The organism is Achromobacter marplatensis (assembly GCF_002209535.1).
In the GTDB taxonomy this organism is placed as follows: Bacteria; Pseudomonadota; Gammaproteobacteria; order Burkholderiales; family Burkholderiaceae_B; genus Achromobacter; species Achromobacter marplatensis.
Map to the genome: position 1 here is coordinate 1 of NZ_NJIG01000016.1, position 19043 is coordinate 19043.

General features: G+C 65.3%; 18 protein-coding genes. 2 read left to right on the forward strand and 16 right to left on the reverse strand.

The features are described from left to right. Positions 1-798 precede the first annotated feature (798 nt). Positions 799-1047, forward strand: a complete 249-nt coding sequence (locus CEY09_RS25535) for an OsmC family protein (protein WP_088590752.1) — start codon at positions 799-801, stop codon at positions 1045-1047. Between the two features lie 60 nt (positions 1048-1107). Here the strand turns inward: CEY09_RS25535 and CEY09_RS25540 are convergent, their stop codons facing one another. The 13 genes from CEY09_RS25540 to CEY09_RS25600 form a co-directional block, all read right to left on the reverse strand. Then, positions 1108-2412 (reverse strand): ABC transporter substrate-binding protein, encoded by a 1305-nt coding sequence (locus tag CEY09_RS25540; RefSeq protein ID WP_035212249.1) that lies wholly within the window; start codon positions 2410-2412, stop codon positions 1108-1110. Positions 2413-2448: 36 nt separating this feature from the next. Continuing rightward, complete coding sequence (locus CEY09_RS25545; protein WP_035212251.1) at positions 2449-3573, reverse strand: zinc-dependent alcohol dehydrogenase family protein; 1125 nt, start codon at positions 3571-3573, stop codon at positions 2449-2451. Between the two features lie 61 nt (positions 3574-3634). Then, positions 3635-4387 (reverse strand): glucose 1-dehydrogenase, encoded by a 753-nt coding sequence (locus CEY09_RS25550; protein ID WP_006222329.1) that lies wholly within the window; start codon positions 4385-4387, stop codon positions 3635-3637. Positions 4388-4412: 25 nt separating this feature from the next. Further along, positions 4413-5849 (reverse strand): aldehyde dehydrogenase family protein, encoded by a 1437-nt coding sequence (locus tag CEY09_RS25555; RefSeq protein ID WP_088590753.1) that lies wholly within the window; start codon positions 5847-5849, stop codon positions 4413-4415. Positions 5850-5866: 17 nt separating this feature from the next. Next, positions 5867-6523, reverse strand: a complete 657-nt coding sequence (locus CEY09_RS25560; protein WP_088590754.1) for an ABC transporter ATP-binding protein — start codon at positions 6521-6523, stop codon at positions 5867-5869. A 3-nt stretch (positions 6524-6526) separates the two neighbouring features. Next, positions 6527-7267, reverse strand: a complete 741-nt coding sequence (locus CEY09_RS25565) for an ABC transporter ATP-binding protein (RefSeq protein WP_006222332.1) — start codon at positions 7265-7267, stop codon at positions 6527-6529. Between the two features lie 2 nt (positions 7268-7269). After that, on the reverse strand, positions 7270-8286 hold the full coding sequence (locus tag CEY09_RS25570; RefSeq protein WP_006222333.1) for a branched-chain amino acid ABC transporter permease: 1017 nt from the start codon (positions 8284-8286) through the stop codon (positions 7270-7272). Next, positions 8286-9191, reverse strand: coding sequence for a branched-chain amino acid ABC transporter permease (locus CEY09_RS25575; RefSeq protein ID WP_006222334.1), 906 nt, complete (start codon positions 9189-9191; stop codon positions 8286-8288). Before CEY09_RS25575 ends, CEY09_RS25570 begins: the two co-directional genes overlap by 1 nt. A gap of 269 nt (positions 9192-9460) precedes the next feature. Further along, the gene (locus tag CEY09_RS25580) at positions 9461-10066 is read right to left on the reverse strand and encodes an electron transporter SenC (protein ID WP_088590755.1); all 606 of its coding nucleotides are present in this window, start codon (positions 10064-10066) and stop codon (positions 9461-9463) included. Then, the gene (locus tag CEY09_RS25585) at positions 10063-11448 is read right to left on the reverse strand and encodes a GldG family protein (protein ID WP_088590756.1); all 1386 of its coding nucleotides are present in this window, start codon (positions 11446-11448) and stop codon (positions 10063-10065) included. The genes CEY09_RS25580 and CEY09_RS25585 overlap by 4 nt, the downstream gene beginning before the upstream one ends. Continuing rightward, the gene (locus CEY09_RS25590; protein WP_006222337.1) at positions 11445-12158 is read right to left on the reverse strand and encodes an ABC transporter permease; all 714 of its coding nucleotides are present in this window, start codon (positions 12156-12158) and stop codon (positions 11445-11447) included. The genes CEY09_RS25585 and CEY09_RS25590 overlap by 4 nt, the downstream gene beginning before the upstream one ends. Next, positions 12155-13111, reverse strand: coding sequence for an ABC transporter ATP-binding protein (locus CEY09_RS25595; protein ID WP_088590757.1), 957 nt, complete (start codon positions 13109-13111; stop codon positions 12155-12157). The genes CEY09_RS25590 and CEY09_RS25595 overlap by 4 nt, the downstream gene beginning before the upstream one ends. An 11-nt stretch (positions 13112-13122) precedes the next feature. Then, positions 13123-13998 carry an N-acyl homoserine lactonase family protein gene (locus CEY09_RS25600; RefSeq protein ID WP_088590758.1) on the reverse strand — a complete coding sequence of 292 codons (876 nt, stop codon included), beginning with the start codon at positions 13996-13998 and terminating at the stop codon, positions 13123-13125. A 318-nt stretch (positions 13999-14316) separates the two neighbouring features. On the opposite strand from CEY09_RS25600, the gene rraA reads away from it, so the two are divergent. Beyond that, on the forward strand, positions 14317-14919 hold the full coding sequence (rraA, locus tag CEY09_RS25605; protein ID WP_088590759.1) for a ribonuclease E activity regulator RraA: 603 nt from the start codon (positions 14317-14319) through the stop codon (positions 14917-14919). A 4-nt stretch (positions 14920-14923) separates the two neighbouring features. On the opposite strand, the gene CEY09_RS25610 is transcribed toward rraA, so the two are convergent. From CEY09_RS25610 to CEY09_RS25620, 3 genes are all read right to left on the reverse strand, one after another. Then, the gene (locus tag CEY09_RS25610; protein WP_088590760.1) at positions 14924-16939 is read right to left on the reverse strand and encodes an aconitase family protein; all 2016 of its coding nucleotides are present in this window, start codon (positions 16937-16939) and stop codon (positions 14924-14926) included. Between the two features lie 14 nt (positions 16940-16953). Continuing rightward, entirely contained in the window at positions 16954-17931 is a 978-nt protein-coding gene (locus tag CEY09_RS25615; protein ID WP_088590761.1) for a Bug family tripartite tricarboxylate transporter substrate binding protein, read from the reverse strand. Positions 17932-18083: 152 nt separating this feature from the next. Beyond that, complete coding sequence (locus CEY09_RS25620; protein ID WP_088590762.1) at positions 18084-18986, reverse strand: LysR substrate-binding domain-containing protein; 903 nt, start codon at positions 18984-18986, stop codon at positions 18084-18086. Positions 18987-19043: the final 57 nt, after the last annotated feature.

The window sequence follows — 19043 nt, forward strand, 5'->3', positions numbered from 1 at the left end:
TTCCTTCAGCACAGAAACGATCTGGCTCTCGGTAAATCTGCTCTTCTTCAAGGGAATCTCCGACTCAGGGAGGCTCCGAAATTCTACCGGTTGGTGTCTACCTGAAGGGGGAGCTTACGTCCCCTCACAGAGTTGTAATACGCACGACTTTCAACTTGAGAAATAAGGGGTCAGACTCTGAGGTTTCCCCACGAATTTCCAACGAAATTCATTTTGAATCAACGGTCTGTTCAGCGAGCCGGGGCTCAATTGGTTCGGTTGGCGGTGATTAGGGCGTGCATGGCGCCAGTCTTATACCCTTCATCAGGCGACCAAACCGTTTGAAGGAAGACAAGGCCATGCACGCAGTCGGAGTATTGCAGAAACTGCTTCAGGATTCGATCCCTCAAATAATACAAATAAGGTGTCAGACTACATTTTAGGTGGCCGCCCTCTTCGCTGCGGCTCAATCTTCCGCTGCAAACTCTCTTCTAGCGCTCTGACAAATTCGGCCCCCGCTGTGGGGCGACTACCGCGGATGCTATCTCGCACCTTCGCCAGGTCCGCTTCGCAGGTGCCAGATTCCATGTAGTCCTGATACGCGCGCCGTCGATGAACGTCAGAATCTCCCAATGCTAGATAGATCTCATCAAGATCCAGCATCAAGTCCGTCACGATACCCATCCGACCACGATAACTAGACCAACGATAGTCCTCAGCCCGAACCACCATACCGGCCCTCACCGGATTCAGCTCTATAGGCAATACGCCAGCAGATAGGGCAAAAATGCAGTCTGACACCTTAAATACGCCTGCTTCATGGGCGCCATGCGGCGAGCCGGCGCGACGCATGGCATCGCCATTCCCAAGGACGTGGCCATCGACGCCAGCGTGTCGCTCGGCAAGGTCGACAACGGCGAGAACTTTGCGCTGGGCGTGGTGTTGGCGGTGTCGCTGCCCGGCTTGGAAGAGGACCAGAAGCGGCTGCTGGTGGAAGGCGCGCATCAGATGTGCCCGTATTCGCGCGCGATCAAGGACAACGTGGACGTGCGGTTCAAGATCATTTAAGGCAAAAAAACCCCGGCGATCGCTCGCCGGGGACGTCCCTGCACACACAACACAGCTTGCTCAGTTCGGGAACACCTTGATCTGGTCGCTTTTCAGCACGTCCGGCGTCAGGCTCTTGTCGATCCAGGCCATCGAGGTGTCCTCCACGCCCGGGGTGACCAGTTCGGCCGGCACGATGGTGATGTCGGCCAGCACCTTGAACGGGTACTTGTCGCTCTTCTTCGTTACGCCGAACAGTTGCGCTTCCAGGCCCTGGCCGTCGGCGCGGTGCATCTTGACGTCGCGGCCGTATCCCTTGAAGGTCACGTCGTGCATGGCGGCTGCCACTTGTTCCGGGCTGGGCCATGCGCCGCCGTTGTCCTTGATGGCTTTTTCGTAGCCGGCTTTCAGGCCCTGGATGGCTTGCACCATGTGGTAGACCGAGTAGATCGGGTAGGCGCCAGTCTTGTCGTGAAATTTCTTCACGAAAGCCTGGTGCTGCGGATCGTCCTTGGTTTCCGGATGCAGGAAGTAGTGGTCGCCGCGAGCGCCCACGTACACGCCTTCAGGCAAGGCGTTGCCCAGGCGTTCCAGCGAGCTTTCGGCCAGCGACAGCACGAAGGTGGAGTTCTTGAACAGGTTGCGCTGGGACGCCTGGCGCACGAAGTTGTCCAGGTCGCCGCCCCATGAGGTGGACACGATGACGTCCGGGCGCAGCGCTTGCAGGCGGCTGATCTCGGTGGAGAAGTCGGCGGCGCCGAACTTGGGGAACATCTCGGCCACGACCTTGACGTCCGGCTTGAACTTCTTCAACGCAGCCAGGAAGATGTCGCGCGAATCGCGGCCCCAGGCGTAGTCCTGGTTGACGATGGCGATGGTCTTGAAGTCGGGCTTGACCTTCATCAGGTACAGGACCTGGGCGACCATTTCCGTGGTGGCGTTGGCCTGGGTGCGGACGACGTACTTGTATTTCTTGCCTTCCAGCGCCTTTTCCGTGCCGCAGTCCCACAGCACGTTCAGCACCTTCAGGTCTTCGGCCACGGGTGCGACGATGTTGCAGTGGCCGCTGGAGATGGCCGACAGCATGACGCGGGTGCCGCCTTCTGCCAGTCGACGGTACTCGGACAGCAGCTTTTCACCGCCGCCGCCTTCGTCGATGTAGCTGGGCACCAGTTTGACGCCGTCAATGCCGCCGGCGGCGTTGATGTCCTGGATCAGGATCTCGGCCGCGTCGCGGGCCGGCACGCCAAACACCGATGCCGACCCCGACAGGAAGGTCGAGATACCGATGTTCAGTTCCTTGGGCTTGTCGGCGGCGCCCGCTAGCGCCGTGAAGCCTGACAGCAGGGTGGCGCCCAAGAGGGCAGCCAGTCTTGAGGTTTTCATGGTCTTGTCTCCAGTGTTGTAGTCGGGTCTATGCCCTTAGAAAACGATGGCGTCGCGCAGGCTGCCGCCGGTAGCGAGGTGATCGAACCCCTCGTTGATCTCGTCCAGCGAAAAGGATTTGCCCATCATCCGGTCCACCGGCAACTGGCCGGCCTTGTACAGGTCGATATACCGGCTGATATCGATGGCGGGTACGCCCGAGCCCAGGTAGCTGCCGCGGATGTCGCGCTCTTCGCCCACCATCTGCGACAGCGACAAGGGGAAACTGAATTTGGGGTTGGGCAGGCCCGACGTGACGGTGGCGCCGCCGCGGCGGGTCAGCTTGTAGGCGGTCTCGAACGCGGGTACGGCGCCGGCCATGTCAAAGCCGTAGTCGACGCGGCCGCCGGCCAGGTCGAAGAGGTCGTCGTCCGTCTTCACCTGTTTGGGGTTGACGATATGGGTTGCGCCCAGCTCCTTGGCCAAGGCCAGCTTTTCGTCGCTGAGGTCGACCGCGACCACGCGGCGTGCACCGGCGGCCACGGCCGCCAGCAAGGCGCTTAATCCCACGCCGCCCAGGCCGACGATGGCGGCGGTGTCGCCGGCCTTGATGCGCGCACGGTTCAGCACGGCGCCGGCGCCCGTCAGCACGGCGCAACCGAAGAGCGCCGCTTCGCGATGGCTGAGTTCAACGTTGACCTTTACGCAGGACCGGCGCGACACCACCGCGTATTCCGCGAAGCAGGACACGCCGGTGTGGTGGTTGATGTATTCGCTGCCGATGTGCAGGCGGCGGTCGCCACCCAGCAGGGTGCCTTGGGTGTTGGCGGCGGCGCCCGGCTCGCACAGCGCAGGCCGGCCTTCCATGCAAGGGTTGCAGCAGCCGCAGCTGGGCACGAACACCATGGCGACGTGGTCGCCCGGCTTCAGGTCCGTGACGCCAGGGCCGGTTTCCACGACCTCGCCGGAGGATTCGTGGCCCAGCACGATGGGCACGCCGCGCGGGCGGTCGCCGTTGATCACCGACAGGTCGGAATGGCACAGCCCCGCCGCCTTGATCTTCACCAGCACTTCGCCCGTGCCGGGCGGGTCCAGTTCGATCTCGGTGATGCTCAATGGCCGGGTCTGGGCGTAGGGGCCTTCCACCCCTACGTTACGCAACAACGCCGCTTTGATTTTCATGCGCCTGACACCCACGGTAGAGAGAAGACGCCCCGGCCTGTGCGGGGCCTGTCGAAAACGATCAGACGGTACGGCCGCCGTCCACGGGGAATTCCACGCCGGTGATGAATTCCGCCGCGTCGCTGGCCAGGAATAGCGCCGCTGCCGCCACGTCCGACGGCTGGCAGAAGCGGCCCAGCGGAATGGTGGAGACGAACTTGGCGCGGTTCTCGGGCGTGTCGGGCAAGCCCATGAACAGTTCGAACATGCCGGTAATACCCATCACCGGGCAGATGGCGTTGACGCGGATGCCGTCGGGGCCCAGCTCCACCGCCATGGACTTCGACAGCACGTTGACGGCGCCTTTGGACGCGTTGTACCAGCTGAGGCCCGGCCGCGGACGGATGCCGGCCGTCGAGCCCACGTTCAGGATCACGCCGCGCTTTTGCTTGCGCATCACCGGCACGACTGCCTGGGCCATGTGGTAGATCGACTTCACGTTGATGTCGAACATGCGGTCGAACATGGCCTCGTCCACATCCAGCATCGGCTGGTTCTTGTGGGTGATGGCGGCGTTGTTGACGACGATGTCGACCGAGCCGAACTTTTCTTGGCAGACGCGCACCACGTTGTCGATGTCGGCGCGGCTGGACACGTCGGCCTTCACGGCCAGCGCGGCGGCGCCGACTTCGGCCGCCACGCGGTCGGCGGCTTCCTTATTGATGTCGGCGATGACGACCTTCGCGCCTTCCTTGGCGTACAGCTTGACGATGCCTTCGCCGAAACCGCTACCGCCGCCCGTGACGATGGCGACCTTGCCTTGCAACTGACTCATGACTTGTCTCCGGATAGCTTGGCGATCACTCGCCATAGAATTGGATGATCGTTTTGGTCGTGCTCATTTCTTCCAGCGCGATAAAGCCCTTCTCGCGTCCGTGGCCGCTTTTCTTGACGCCGCCAAACGGCAGTTCCACGCCGCCGCCCGCGCCGAATCCGTTGATGTAGACCTGGCCGCACTTGATGCCGCGCGCGATGCGTTGCTGGCGCCCGCCGTTTTCGGTCCAGACCGCCCCCAACAGGCCGTAGTCAGTGGCGTTGGCCAGGCGGATGGCGTCGGCCTCGGTATCGAAGGGCAGCGCCACCAGCACGGGTCCGAAGATCTCTTCGGTCAGCAGCGTGCTGTCGTGCGACGGGGCGCTGAACAGCGTGGGTTTGACGAAGTAGCCGCCCGTCGGCACGCCGTCGGCGATGGCGCCTTCGGCCGCCACCTTCAGGCCGTCCGCCAGGCCCTTGGCGATGTAGCGGTTGACGCGGTCGAACTGCGCCTTGTTGACCACAGGGCCGCAGGTCAGGTCCATGTCCGGCGTGCCAGCGCGTACCTTGGAGAACTCCTCGGCCAGCGCCTTCATGAAATCGGCGTAGATGCCCTTCTGCACCAGCAGGCGGCTGCCGGCCGTGCAGGTCTGGCCTGCGTTGTGGACGATGCCTTTCACGATGGCGGGGATGGCCAGCTTGTAGTTCGCGTCGTCGAACACGATATGGGCGGACTTGCCGCCCAGTTCCAGCACGCACTTGACCGCGTTGACGGCGGCGGCCTGCTGGATCAGCACGCCGACCTCGTTGGAACCCGTGAAGGTGATGAAGTTGATGTCGGGATGGCGCGACAGGCTCGCGCCCGCCTCTTCGCCCAGACCTGTGACGATGTTCAGCGCGCCGGCCGGAAAGCCCACTTCCAGCGCCAGTTCGGCCACGCGGACGATCGACAGGCAGGCGTCTTCGGCAGGCTTGACCACGCTGGCGTTGCCCATGGCCAGCGCCGGGGCGACGCTGCGGCCGAACATCTGCGCCGGATAGTTCCAGGGGATGATGTGGGCGGTGACGCCCAGCGGTTCACGGATCAACTGGACCGAATAGTCCTTCTGGAACGGGATGGTCTGGCCGTGCACCTTGTCGGCCGCGCCGCCGTAGAACTCGCAGTAACGCGCCAACACGGTGATGTCGGCGCGGGCGGTGGACATCGGCTTGCCGGTGTCGCGCGATTCCAGTTGCGACAGTTCTTCGTGGTGCGCCAGCACGGATTCGCCCAGGCGCAGCAGCAGGCGCCCGCGCTCAAGCGCCGTCATGCGGCCCCAGTCGCCCTCCAGCGCGGCGCGTGCGGCCTGCACGGCGGCGTTCACGTCGGCCTGTTGGCCGCGCGGGATGGTGGTGAACACCTTGCCGTCCACCGGCGACACCACGTCGATGGTGCGTCCGTCTGCGGCATCGGCCTGGCGGCCGTCGATAATCATCTGCGTCATGGAAAGTCTCCGGGTATTCAATTCAAGGTGATCGAGCCGCGCTCGATCGTCCATATCTGGTCGGGGATGTCGCCAAGCAACTTCACGTTGGACTCGGTGATCACCACGCATAGGTCGGGTTGCAGCTCTTTCAGCCGCGCCAGCGCTTCCGTGTAGTCACGCGCCAGCTTCGGCGCCAGGCCCTGGAAGGGCTCGTCCAGCATCAAGAGGCGGGTGCCGACCATGATGGCGCGTGCCAACGCCACCATCTTTCCCTGGCCGCCAGACAGCGCGGACCCGGAACGGCCCAGCATCGGCGCAAGCTGCGGCACCACCTTCAGCACCGTGGCGATGCGCGCGGCGATCTCGGCCTTGGACTGACCCTGCACTTCGCACGGCAGGTTCAGGTTTTCTTCCACCGTCATGGTCGGGAAGATCACGCGGTCTTCGGGCGCGTAGCCCACTTTCAACGCGGCGCGCTTGTGGCCGGCCAAGGCGGTCAGGTCCGTGCCGTCGAAGGCGATCTTGCCGGACTTGATCCGAGTCAGGCCCATGATGGTGCGCAGCAGCGTGGTCTTGCCCGCGCCGTTGCGGCCCACGATGCCGATGGTCTTTGACGGTTCGAAGTTGGCACTGACGTCGCGCAGGATGCGGTTGCCCGCCAGGTCGACATTGATGGCCGATAGATTCAACATGGTTCAGGCCCCCAGCACTTCGCTTTTGATCTGCGGGTTGTTCAAGACCTCCGCCGGTGTGCCGTCGGCGGCCACCTTGCCCGCAATCCAGGCCGCGACCCGGGTGGCATAGCGCGACACGATGTCCACATCGTGCTCGACGAACCAGCTGGTCACGCGGCGTTCGTCCAGCGCATGCATCACGGTTTCCATCAGCGCGAACTTGTCTTCGGACGCGACCCCGCTGGTGGGTTCGTCCATGATCAGCAGCTTGGGCTGGAGGGCCAGCGCCATGGCCACATCCAGCAGCTTGCGCTTGCCTTCGGGCAGTTCGATGGATGCTTCGTCGGCTTCAGGCAGCAGGCCCACCAGGTCCAGCGTGGCATCCACTTCCTTTTCGTCGATGGTGCTTTCCAGCGAACGGAACCAGCTGAGCTCCTTGTTGCGGCGGGCGGCGGCGATCTGCACGCACTGGCGCACCGTGTGCTCGGTGAACAGCTGCGGCAGCTGGAACGACCTGCCCAGCCCCAGGCGCACGATCTTGCGCGGCGCCATGGCGGTAACGTCGCGCCCGTCGAAATACACCTTGCCCTTGGACGGCGCCAGGTAGCCCGTGCAGATGTTGATGAAGGTGGTCTTGCCCGCGCCGTTCTGCCCTATCACGGCCAGCCGTTCGCCTTCGTGCAATTCGAAATCGATGTTGTCGGCCGCGACGACGCCGCCGAAGGCCAGATACAGGCCGGTAGTTTGAATGAGGGGTTTCATCTTCAGTTCCTCACCGAGGCTTGCGCATTGGCCTGGACCCGGGCCGCCACGGTGTCGTTTGCGCGTGCCTGCGCACGGGCCAGGTCCCGCTTCTGCGTGGCGACGCGCTTCATGATCTGGCCCACGAATCCGGTGGGGAACATGAAGATCACCAGGATCAGCGTCAGGCCCAGCAGGAACTGCCACAGGCCGGGGAAGTACGCGGCAGACACCAGCTTGACCGTTTCAAAGCCCACAGCCCCCAGGAATGCGCCCGCCGCATGGCCGGCCCCGCCCAGAATGGTGATGAATACGAACTCGCCCGAACGCAGCCACGAACCGATCTCGGGGGTGACCAGGCCCTGCATCAAGGCCAGGATGGCGCCCGAGAAACCCACCACCACGGCCGACAGCAGGTAGCCCTTCCACATGATGAAGTACGCGGAAAACCCCAGGTATTCGATGCGCGTTTCGTTCGTCTTAATGGCCGAGAGGGCCTGGCCGCTACCCGACCGAAAGTAGCGCTGCACCCACCAGGCCAATGCCATCGACAGCACCAGCGTCAGCACCAGCAGCGCACGTTCGAACGACTCGCGCTCCATCAGGACGCCGGCCATGGAGGGGCGCACGATGCGCAGGCCGTCCGAGCCGCCCGTCAAGGTGTAGAGCTTGCCCAGCAGCGCGAACAGCACCATGCTCAGCGCCAGGTTCAGCATGCCGAAGAAGATGCCGCGGTAGCGCACCACGAACAGGCCGATCACGATGGCCGCCACAAAACTGGCTGCGACGCCCGCCAGGATCAGCACCAGCGCATCGGTGCCCGGCATGGCGCGCGCCAGGAAGGCCACGGTATAGGCCGAGATGCACGAATACATTGCGTGGCCGAACGAGATCTGGCCGGCGCGGGCCATCACCGACACGCCAAGCGCGGCAATGGCGTAGGTCAGGCCGATGACGATCGGCGTGATGGTCCAGGAATAGGTATAGCCAAGAAATAGCGTGACCAGCGCGGCCACGAGGCTGAGGACGGCAACTTTCATCAGATCCTCCGGGCCTGGGCGACGGTGAACAGGCCATGCGGCCGGATGATCAGCACCAGCACCATGATGATGTATGGCACTGCCACTTCCAGTTCAGGCGCGGCGTACACGGCGATGGCGCGGATGATGCCGATCAATAGCGCGGCGATCAGCGCGCCGGTGATCTGGCCCAGCCCTGCGGTGGCGACGACGGCGAACGACAGCACCGTCATGTCCGTGCCGGCGCCCGGCACCAGCGACGTGGTGGGGGCCGCCAGCGCGCCACCCAGGGCGCCCAGGATGGTGGCGATCACAAAGGTGACGTAGCCGATCTTCTTGGCGTTGATGCCCAGCGACGTCGCGACCTCGCGGTTGTGCGTGGTGGCCACCGTCTGCTTGCCCAGCTTGGTGTGACGCAGGAAGAACTCCAGGCACACGTAGGCCAGCACGGCCGTCACCGGCACCACCACCAGTTGGTAGGTCGTGTAGGTGATGTCGCCGATTTCAATGTTGCCCAGCCGGTTGACGACCTCGCTGGCACTGTAGGGCTGCGCGCCCCACAGCAGGCGCTGGATGTCTTCCAGCATCAGGAAGCCGCCGAAGGTGATCAGCAGCTTGAGGATGGGGTCGTAGTTCTGGGCCCGGCGGATCAGCACGAATTCCATGATGCTGCCCAGCGCCAGGCCGACAGCGATGGCCGCCACGAACAGGGCGGCGAACAACAGGATGGGGGAGTCGGTCTTGGGCGCCAGGAACATGACGAGGCTTGCCGCGGCATAACCGCCGAAAGCATAGAAGGCGCCGTGGGCGACGTTCAGGATGCCCATCACACCGAATACCAGGGTTAACCCCATCGACACCAGGAACAGCAGACTGGCGTACGCCACGCCGTCCACCAAGGCGAGAGGCAGTAGATCCAAGGTCAAGCGTCTTCTCCCAATACGCTAAGCACCTGCCGCACCGGTGGATACGTTGCCGCGGCAACGTGGATCCCCTGCACGGCGGTACGGGCATGTCGCCCCGGACGCGCCTGGCGCGCCCTTGTCTCGTTATGGACCTTGCCGTGCCTGCCCCCGATGCGACGCGGAGCAGGCCGGAAGGCGGTTTATGTGGACGGTTCCGCTGGCGGTTGACGTCGCCGATTCGTACCCGTCCGATAATGGAATCGAAGTATAGGTACGCCCCTATTCAGCGCCTATTTATCTTTGTGCAAGCCGGGTTTCACAAGCGATAGAGTGGGTTCGGACTGCGGGCTTTCCGCATCCGGGTTTACCTGAAGCATCGCCGCCATCGGCGCCCGCGTCTGGTAGTCGGGGATGATGCGGATGTGGGGCTCATCAGGCAATTGCACATAACGGCCTAGCCCATCCGGCGCAAGCGCGCCCACCGCCATTCGGGCGAGCCGCAGGCCTTTTTCGTCGCGGATCTCGATCCGCAATTGGGGCGGGTTCAATCCATACGACTGATCGTCGTGAGGCGTCAGGACGCGGTCGCTGCGGGCTTGGGAAAACAGGGCCAGGAACTGGGCCGCGTCGAACCCCGCCGCGCGGTCCTCGGGTGCTACCGCCCAGCCTTGGCCGCGGCGCGTCAACGTTACCGCGGCAGCGGGCGTGGCAAGCGTGACTTGCACGGCTTGCCCGGCATCCCAGGAATACAGCCGCGCCGGCTTGCCGGCGTCATCGTGCAGATGCGTGTGGCCGCCGTGTCCGGCCGGCGCCTCGGTGGCCTCGTGCCACTGCCAGGCCGACAACCCCACGCCGGCCGCCAGCAACAGCGGCCACAGGGCACGTGCCGGCCTCATCGGCGCCTCCACCACAATACAAGTCCGGTCATCAGCGCCAGCAAGGGCAAGGCCACCGTGCTGGTCCAGAACACGGTGCGCATCTGCCGGTTGGTAAGTTCGACGCGGCGGCCTTCGTAGTGGCGGGGCCGGATCGTCAGCAGCGCATCCTGGCCCGCCAGCAGCGTCACCGCACTGGTGAACAGCGCGCCGTTGCCCAGCGTGGCGAAATGCCGGTTGGTGGCAAAGTCGCTGTCGCCCGCCACCAGCAAAGTCGGGTGCGCGGCCCCGTCCGCGCTGGCTGCCTGCGCGTTGCGCGTGGCCAGCGCCATCAGGGTGTAGCGCGAAGGTGCTTGCCCAGGCAGATGCGCCTGGCTGGACGTTTGCGCCAAGGGGGTCACGACGACGCCTTTAGGCAGGCTGTCGCCAGCCGGCTCCAGGCCCGCTGCGCCGGGAAAGAAGCTCAAGGGCAAGCCGCGCGTCATCTTGTGGCGGGTGTAGTCGCTGACAGCGGGGCTGCCCGGATCATTGCGGTAATGGCTGCCCGGATCCGCCAACGCCCCAGGCGGCCGCGCGATGCCGAAGTCGGCCAGCAAGGCGTCCAGGCCATGACGCGTGTCCGGCTCCAGCAACAGCAGGGTCTTGCCGCCCGCGGCCGTCCAGCCGCGCAGCGCCTGCGCGTCATCGTCGCCGAATGGCGTTCGCGGTCCGGCCGCCACGACGACCGCGCAGGCAGGCAGTGCTTGCGCCAGGCCGCCGGCATTCACGCCGCGGGTGGCAAACCCCAAGGTCTGCAAGGCGTTGCGGGCCATCGCCATACCGTGCTGTTCGTGGACTTCGACGCGGGCCACCAGGTTTTCATCGTCGCCGTGGTCTTCCAGGTCGTCCAGCGACGTCAAGCTGTCCAGCATGGCTTCGCGGTGCCCCTGCGTGAAGCAGACCGTTTGCGCGCCGCGCTGGCTGATGCGGATCAACGCATTGGTGAAGTCGGTTTCCGTGCCGCCGTTGATCGTCAGCTTACGGCGATCAGCCGTCAGCACGGCGCTGCCCGCGAACTGGATGCCCGCTTCGCGCGCCTCGGCCGGCCGCAGCGCCGGGTCCACACCGCGCACCCGGATCAGCGGATTGGCATGCTCGTACTGGCGCAGCAGTTCCAGCGCATCGACCATGCTTTTGTTGCGCAGGTCGTAGAACCACGTCACCTCGACGGACTGCTTCACCTGGCGCGCCACCTCGATGCTTTCCGGCGCCAGGCTATAGAGCCGTTGCGCGGTCAGGTCCACGCGCCCCAGGTTGCGGGCCGCCCACAAGTTCAGCGCCAGCAGCAGTGCGGCCACCGCTAACACCGGCAGCCACAGCGACAGGCGTTTGCCCGCGCGGCGCCATTGCGCGCGCGGCATCATCGCAGCCTCCAGCGCTTCAGATTGACGGCCGCAATCATCAGCGCCAGCACGGCAACGCTGGCCAAGGTCAAGGTTGCCGGCCCAGGCAACACGCCGCGGATGAAGTCCACGTGCTGCGCCGACAGCGACAACGCCTGAAAGAACGGCGACAGCGCCGGGAACGCGTCGAGCGCCGCGGGATAGTCGATGAACCACAGCAGCACCAGGATGCCCCAGGTCGCGCTGGCCGCCACGATCTGGTTGGTGCACGCGCTGGATACCGCGATGCCGATCGCCAGGAACAGCGCCCCGTAAAGGAACACGCCGATGTATCCGCCCAGGATCGGGCCATAGTCCGGCTGCCCGTACCAGGCCAGCGGCAACACGGCGGCGGTCGTGCCCGCCAGCATCAGCGCCAGCACGGTCAGCCCGGCCGCGTACTTGGCGGCCACCAGCGCCGCATCCGACAGCGGCAGGGTCAGCAGCAGTTCCAGTGTGCCCTGGCGCGCTTCTTCCGCGAACGCCCGCATGCTGACCAGCGGCATCACCAGGATCAGCAAAATCGTCATGTTGTGGAATGCCGTCACCATCTGGCCGGTGCTGACGAAAAACAGGTTGAAGCTGAACAGATAGCCCGACAAGGCCCAGAACACGGCCACTACCACCAGCGCCACCGGCGACCCGAAATCCGTGCGCAGCTCTTTCCGGTACAACGCGGCAAACCCTGTCATGCCCGCCTCCGCATCAAAGGATCGTTGGGCGCCAATGCTGCCAGCAGGCGGGTTTCCACCGCGTCGTGCAGGGACAGCACAGCACGCAGTTCGGCGTGCGCCAGCGCAATGCGCAGCACCGCGTCGCAGGTGGCGCCGCCCGCGTCCGTATCCCAACTGATGCGCCACTTGCTCAAGCCCCCATCCAGCGGGACCGTATCCACGCCGCGCACGCCCGGGCAGGCCGACAAGGCGGCAAGCAGTGCGGCGTGGCGGGCCGCCGGCAAGGCCAGTTGCAATTGCAGGGCCGCCTGCACCCCGCCCAACACCGTGTCTTCCACCAGCCGTCCCTGGCGCAGGATGGCGATACGGGTGCAGAGCGCCTCCACTTCTTGCATCAGGTGACTGCTGAACACGACGGCGCGGCCTTCAGCGCAACGGCGGATCATGGCGCGCGCCTCCACGATCTGCACCGGGTCCAGGCCATTGGTGGCCTCGTCCAGCAGCAGCACCGGCGGGTCGTTCAGCACCGCCTGCGCCAAGCCCACGCGCTGGCGCTGGCCCTTGGATAGCCGGCCGATTACCGTGCGCGCCACCCCTTGCAGATTAAAGCCGTCAATGGCGCGCTCGATGGCCTGGCGGCGCGCACGCGCCCCGCCCGCCACTTTGACGCCCGCCCCGAACTCCAGGTACTGCGTCACCGTCAGCGTGTCGTACAGCGGTGCGCGTTCCGGCAGATAGCCGATGTCTGCGTTGCCACGTCCCGGCGCCGGTTCGCGCCCGCGAATCGTGATGCGGCCGCTGTCCGGCGCATAAAACCCCGCCATCAGGCGCAAGGTCGTGGTCTTGCCGCTGCCGTTCGGTCCCAGCAGGCCTACGATTTCGCCAGGCCTGACCGACAGGCTTAGCGAATGCAGGACCTGGCGGGGCCCGAACGACTTGCAGACCTCGTGCAAGGCAACTGCGGGCTGCATGGCGTGGCCCGTCAGTCGAAGACTTTCGTCTTGGCGTTCTGCGCGTGCTGCTCCGCGTCATGGCTGTACCAGAGCTGGCCCTGACGCGCATCGCGGATCTGCTTCAAGCGGTCGATGGCCTGCATGGACGCCGCCGTGTTCCAGGTGATGCCGGGAATCACGCCTGCTTCGTTCTCGCCCGTATAGATGGCATCCGCCGCCAGCAGCACCGTGCCCGTGTTCTTCAGTTTCACCTGCAGGGACTGGTGGCCTTGCGTGTGCCCCTTGGTGTCCAGCAGCACGATAGTGCCGTCGCCGAACAGGTCGAAGTCGCCTTCCACCTGGATGAAGTCGTAGTCGCGCGTGGTGTCGAAATCCTTCATCACATAGGCGGCGCGCTGGAACTTTTCGGGCCACCAGGCGGCGCGCAGTTCGGCCTTCTGCACGACGTGCCTGGCCTTGGGGAACATCTTGATGTTGCCGGCGTGGTCCAGGTGGAAGTGCGAGTAGACGACGTACTTCACGTCGCTGACGTCAAAGCCGGCGGCCTTCAACTGGCGGTCCACGACTTCGTCGCGTCCCTGGATGGAATTGAAGGCGCCGCACAGGCCCTGCCCCCAATAGTTGGCGCAGTTGCCGTCGGCGGTGGCCTGGTTCATGCCGGTGTCGAACAGCACCAGCCCGCGCGGATGCTGGATCACATAGGCCGGCACGGGGATCTTGATCTTGGTGCCCACATCCACCATCGCGGTCATGAAACCCTTGTCCAGCTCGATCTTGCCGACCGAAAGCTGCATCAGCTTGATGTCCGGCGGCGCATCGGCGGCCTGCGCGCCACCCGCTGCCATCACTGCCACCGCGCCCACTGCACCTACCGCACCCAAAAACGACTTCCAGCTCTTGCTCATTGTTGTCTCCTCGGACCAACAGGGGGAGCCGACGCCTGATGGCGGCAGCCGATAGCAAGCAACCCGGTGTGTCCCGGATTTCTATTGATAGGGATGTGCTGTGCGGGGCTGACTGCCGGACGGATTCGCTCGCCGGCCGAGACGGCGTCTGGTGGCCGTTGACTCTGTTGCGCACTCTGACGCAGCGCCGAAGGACTGCCAATTAAGCTTTCATTAAGCTGGGTTTCACGGCGCCTGAACTGGGAAGAACCCCTAGACGCAAGCCAGTGGCCGCCCAACCCATTGGACGTGACCGGGTCGGCACAACGGTGCCATCCCATGTCACACTGCGGCGGTATCCACTGCCCTGAATTCCACCGCATCATGAACCAGCCCTTCACCCCTCCCAGCTACCGCAGCGCGCCTGACGTGAACTGGGCGACCGCAGACCTGTGTGACAGCTGCCTGGATCAGCCCGCCGCGGGGCTGCGCGTCCTGCCGCCTGTGTTCCGCCCCTATGGCGCGCCGACGTGGTATTTCGGCCAGGTGGTGGCGGTGCCTTCGCCCGTGGCGGACGGCGCCCTGTCGCTGGCCAGTCTGCTGGCCGAGCCCGGGCACGGGCGCGTGCTGGTGGTGGACGGTTTGGGCAACGCGGGCCACGCAACCCTGGGGGACCGCATGGCGGGCATGGGCGCGCAGAACGGATGGGCGGGCGTGCTGATCAACGGCTACGTGCGCGACACCACCGTCCTGGCGCGTATGCCGCTGGGCGTGCATGCGCTGGGCTCGGTGCCCAACCGGGCCCGGACGCTGACGACGGCCGCCGCCGGCGACCAGGTGCGGATTCAGGGCATCGATATCCGCACGGGAGACTGGCTCTACGCCGACACGGACGGCATCATCGTGCTGTCTTGCCGTCACACGGCGCTGGCAACGGAATAAGCCTTCAGGCCGCGTACCCGGCCTGCAATTCCGCGAACGACATCAGCTTGCCGGCCAGGGCGCTGGCCATGACGGTGGGCGGACTGCCCAGCCACACGCTGCCCGGGCCGGAACGGCCGGGGAAGTTCCGATTGATGGCACTGATGGTGACCTGCTCCGGGTCGGTGGATGACCCCGGGCCACAATTGGCACAGGCGCCGCACGACGGTTGCAGGATGCGCGCGCCAATGGCGGCGAAGGTCCGGTCATACCCTTGCGCCACGCAGTAGTCGCGCACGGCCGTGGTGCCGTATTGCAGATAGAGCGTCACGCCGTCTGGCAGCGTCAGGCCGCGCGCCACGGCCCAGGCCAGCACGTCGTGATATGCGTCGAAATCTTCACGCTTGCCAGCGGTGCACGAGCCTCCGTAGGCGATATCGATGCGCGGCCGGGCCTGCAGGCTGGAAAGCGGGATGCCATTGCCCGGATCCCCCGGCGCGGCTACCAGCGGCGACAGGGCCTGGCAATCCACGCGCAAGGTGGCCGCATAGACGGCATCGGGATCGCTATGCATCCAGGGCTCGATCACCACGTCCACACCGCGGCGTTCGCGCAAGAAGCGTACGGTTTCGGCGTCGGGCGCCACAATGCCGGTCAGCCCGCCCAATTCGGCCGTCATGTTGGTCAAGGTGGCGCGTTCGTCGACGGACAGGCCCGCAATGGCGTCGCCCGTGAATTCGAACACCTTGCCTACCCCCGCGCCGGCACGGATTTCGGGCAAGGCCAGCAAATGCAGCACGATGTCCTTGGCCGTCACCCCCGGCGGCAAGGCGCCCGCAAGGTCGACGCGCAGCGACGCCGGCATCGTCAGGCGCACCGCGCCCGTCACAAAGGCGTTGGCCATGTCGGTTGTACCGACACCGAACGCCACGCACCCCAGCGCGCCGCTATGGGGCGTATGCGAATCGGTGCCCACCACCACCTGCCCCGGCAGTGCGTAATGTTCGGCCATCATCGCGTGCGAAATGCCCGCCACGTTGGCCCCCGGATCCTGCGCGGCTTCGGACTCGGTCAGGGTGCGGTGATGCCGCAGTTGGTAGGCGTCGACGAAATCGCGCTGCGCCTGGCACATGACGCGGACGTTGGGCACGATGCCGGCCCTGACGTGGTTGGGGCTTTCCTCGACATACGAAGTGTGGTCTTCGAACACCACGATGCGCGCCGGATCGACCAGCCGCAGCGGACGGCCAAAACGCGCATGCAGCATGTGCGCGGCCATGCCGGTGTAGTACTCGTGGATGAAACGCCAATCCGCCCGGAGGAACACGCCCGCGCCTTGCTGCGCGTCGCGCGGGGTAACAGGCGTTTCCAGCAAATGGCGCCGGATGATTTTCTCGAAAAGCGTGCGCGGCGCATCCCCTTCTGTTGCCTGGGCTGGCCCCATATCACCAGCCCGCCCCTGCCCCACGTCTTGCAAATGCGCCTGCCCGAACGCCAGCAAGCCGCCCGCCCGCACGATGGCGGCTGACAAGGCGTCGCGGCCCGCCACGATCTCGTCCACGGTGATCGACTCGCCGCGCTGCAGGCGCGCCACCAGGCCCAGATCGGTGCTGGTGTACAAGCCGATGTTGTCTGCATTCTGCCGATAGATGCGTTCAAAGCTCTCGGCGATGACCAAGCGCACGCCGGCCGACTTTTCGGCCATGGGGCTGTGTTCACGCGACGAGCCCTTGCCGTAGCGCTTGCCGGCCACCACCACATTGACGCCGGCCTGCTTGATCGCATCGATGCCGATGGGGCGCGCCGTTCCCGCCGCAAGGCCGGTGTAGGGATAGCGCCCCAGCTTCTCGTCGAAATGCGTCAAGATCGGCACCGGCGTGATCTCGTCGGTGGAAATGTCGTCACGCAACGGGGCGGCAGACGGTGATCCGCTGGCGGCCCGGTCCAACTGCGCCGCGATGCACGCAGGGTCTTGCGACAAGAACAGCAATCGGGGCGGCGCCTCAAGCACGCACGCCGGTAACGCCATAGCAGCAGTCATAGCCTGTCCAATCCTTATTCCGCCGTCACCGCCGCCGCCTTGACCAGCGCCTGGCTCTTGGTGATTTCCGCGTTCAGTGTCTGCACCGCCTGTTCGGTGCTGCTGCCCTGCGCCACGAAGCCCTGCGGCGACAGCGTTTTCAGCACGGCCGGGTCCGCCATGGTCCGTTGAGTGGCGGCCTGCAACGTCCGCACCAGATCGGCCGGCAGCTTGGCCGGGCCGATCAGCGAGATCCAGGCGTCGTACGAATAATCCTTTACCCCGGACTCATCCAGCGTGGGCACGTCGGGCAGGGCTGCCACGCGCTGGGGCGTGCTCACGGCCAGGGCATGCAGCTTGCCGGCCTGCACCTGCGCCAGCACCGACGGCACGGCCAGGAACGCCACCTGGATCTGGCCGGACATGACATCCGTGATCAACGCGTTGCCGCCGCGGTACGGGATATGCATCATGTCCACGCCCGCTTTGGATTTCAGCAGTTCCCCTGCCAGATGCAGCACGCTGCCATTGCCCGACGACCCGTAGTTGATCTTGCCGGGTTGCGCGCGGGCGGCGGCCAGCAGGTCGCCGATCGTGCGGTACGGCGAGTTCTCGGCCACGACCATGACCAGCGGCGTCGTGCCGATGACCGAAATCGGCGTGATGTCCTTCACCGAGTCGTACGGCATGCTCTTGTACAGGCTGGGGTTGATGGCGTGGTTGGACGATACGATGGCCAGCGTGTAGCCGTCGGGCTTGGCGGCCACCAGTTGGCGCGTGCCGGGGATGCCCGCCGCGCCAGCCAGATTCTCGACGATCAGGGGCTGCGCGAGCGTCTTGCCCAGGTTTTCCGCCACCACGCGGGCGACGACGTCGGCGGTGGACCCCGGCGATGTCGGCACGATCAGGCGGATAGGATGGTCGGGGTAGCCCGCCGCCTGCGCGGACGCCGCGGGCAGCAAGGCGCTGAATGCAAGCGTACAGCTCGCCAGGAATCTGGTGGGGGTGTTCATGTTGTCTCCGTATCGTCGCAGCGGGGTCTGTCTGCCCCGGCTTGGGCTGCGCCCGCGAATCACGTCACAGGCGCGCTTTGACTATAAGGAGCCGGCATCGATTGCCGAAGTGTCGTCTCGGCAAGCCAGCCATCTCGAATGGAGATGCCGGATCAGCCTTGCTGGGCCAGGAACTTGACCAGCGTTGCCGCGGTAGCCGACAACTGGCTTTCGTCAGGGAATACGATGCACAGTTGCCGGCGCGCCCACTCGTCGGACAAGGGACGCACCACGACGTCCAGCGATTGCAGATAGAGTTCGGCGACTTGCTGCGGCATCACGGCGATGCCAAGGCCCGCATGCGTCATGCGGCACAGCGCATCCAGGCTGGCCACGCGGATCTTCACGGCCAGGGTCGCGCCCAACGCCTGGGCTTGCGCCGCCAGCAACTGTGTCAGCGCGCTGTTTTCGCGCAGGCCCACAAAGGTTTCGCCCGCAATATCCTGCAGGCTCAGCTGCCGCGCGGAGGCTTTGGGATGCTGCGACGGCAGCATTACCGCCAGCCGGTCGCGCCGGTAGGGCAGTTGCGTAAGACCCTCGGCGCCCGCGATGCGGTTGCAGATGCCGAAGTCCGCGGCGCGCTCGCGCACCAGGCGCAGCACGTCGGGGCTGTGCTGCTCTTCCAGATCGATGTCCACTTCGGGAAACAGGCGTTGAAACGCCGCCACGTCTTCGGGCAGGAACTGCACGATGGCCGACAGATTGGCGACCACTCGCACATTGCCCTTCACCCCTGCATAGAAGCGCGACAGCTCCGCCCCCATGGACTCGACGTCGCCGATGATCTGCTGCGCATGTCGCAGCACCGTCTGGCCGGCGGGCGTGACGGTCACGCCGCGCGTATGGCGCTCGATCAACGGCAGCCCCACCAATGACTCCAACTCCGCAATGCGCCGGCTGACGGCGGACGGCGCGATGAACTCGCGTTCGGCCGCCCGCGCGATGCTGTTCTCTTGGCAAACGGCCACGAACAGGCGAAGCGAGGTCAGATCAAGTTTGCGCAGGAGGTTTTCCATGGCCGGGCGGATAGAGACGCGGGGTGATCCGCATTGACGGGGGATCGTACACCAGCC

Coding starts and splice junctions, on each gene's coding strand:
- rraA (WP_088590759.1), top strand. CDS start 14,317: ATGTCACACTGCGGCGGTATCCACTGCCCTGAATTCCACCGCATCATG.
- CEY09_RS25535 (WP_088590752.1), top strand. CDS start 799: ATGGGCGCCATGCGGCGAGCCGGCGCGACGCATGGCATCGCCATTCCC.
- CEY09_RS25595 (WP_088590757.1), bottom strand. CDS start 13,111: ATGCAGCCCGCAGTTGCCTTGCACGAGGTCTGCAAGTCGTTCGGGCCC.
- CEY09_RS25555 (WP_088590753.1), bottom strand. CDS start 5,849: ATGACGCAGATGATTATCGACGGCCGCCAGGCCGATGCCGCAGACGGA.
- CEY09_RS25580 (WP_088590755.1), bottom strand. CDS start 10,066: ATGAGGCCGGCACGTGCCCTGTGGCCGCTGTTGCTGGCGGCCGGCGTG.
- CEY09_RS25585 (WP_088590756.1), bottom strand. CDS start 11,448: ATGATGCCGCGCGCGCAATGGCGCCGCGCGGGCAAACGCCTGTCGCTG.
- CEY09_RS25560 (WP_088590754.1), bottom strand. CDS start 6,523: ATGTTGAATCTATCGGCCATCAATGTCGACCTGGCGGGCAACCGCATC.
- CEY09_RS25620 (WP_088590762.1), bottom strand. CDS start 18,986: ATGGAAAACCTCCTGCGCAAACTTGATCTGACCTCGCTTCGCCTGTTC.
- CEY09_RS25615 (WP_088590761.1), bottom strand. CDS start 17,931: ATGAACACCCCCACCAGATTCCTGGCGAGCTGTACGCTTGCATTCAGC.
- CEY09_RS25545 (WP_035212251.1), bottom strand. CDS start 3,573: ATGAAAATCAAAGCGGCGTTGTTGCGTAACGTAGGGGTGGAAGGCCCC.
- CEY09_RS25610 (WP_088590760.1), bottom strand. CDS start 16,939: ATGACTGCTGCTATGGCGTTACCGGCGTGCGTGCTTGAGGCGCCGCCC.
- CEY09_RS25600 (WP_088590758.1), bottom strand. CDS start 13,998: ATGAGCAAGAGCTGGAAGTCGTTTTTGGGTGCGGTAGGTGCAGTGGGC.
- CEY09_RS25550 (WP_006222329.1), bottom strand. CDS start 4,387: ATGAGTCAGTTGCAAGGCAAGGTCGCCATCGTCACGGGCGGCGGTAGC.
- CEY09_RS25570 (WP_006222333.1), bottom strand. CDS start 8,286: ATGAAAGTTGCCGTCCTCAGCCTCGTGGCCGCGCTGGTCACGCTATTT.
- CEY09_RS25540 (WP_035212249.1), bottom strand. CDS start 2,412: ATGAAAACCTCAAGACTGGCTGCCCTCTTGGGCGCCACCCTGCTGTCA.
- CEY09_RS25590 (WP_006222337.1), bottom strand. CDS start 12,158: ATGACAGGGTTTGCCGCGTTGTACCGGAAAGAGCTGCGCACGGATTTC.
- CEY09_RS25565 (WP_006222332.1), bottom strand. CDS start 7,267: ATGAAACCCCTCATTCAAACTACCGGCCTGTATCTGGCCTTCGGCGGC.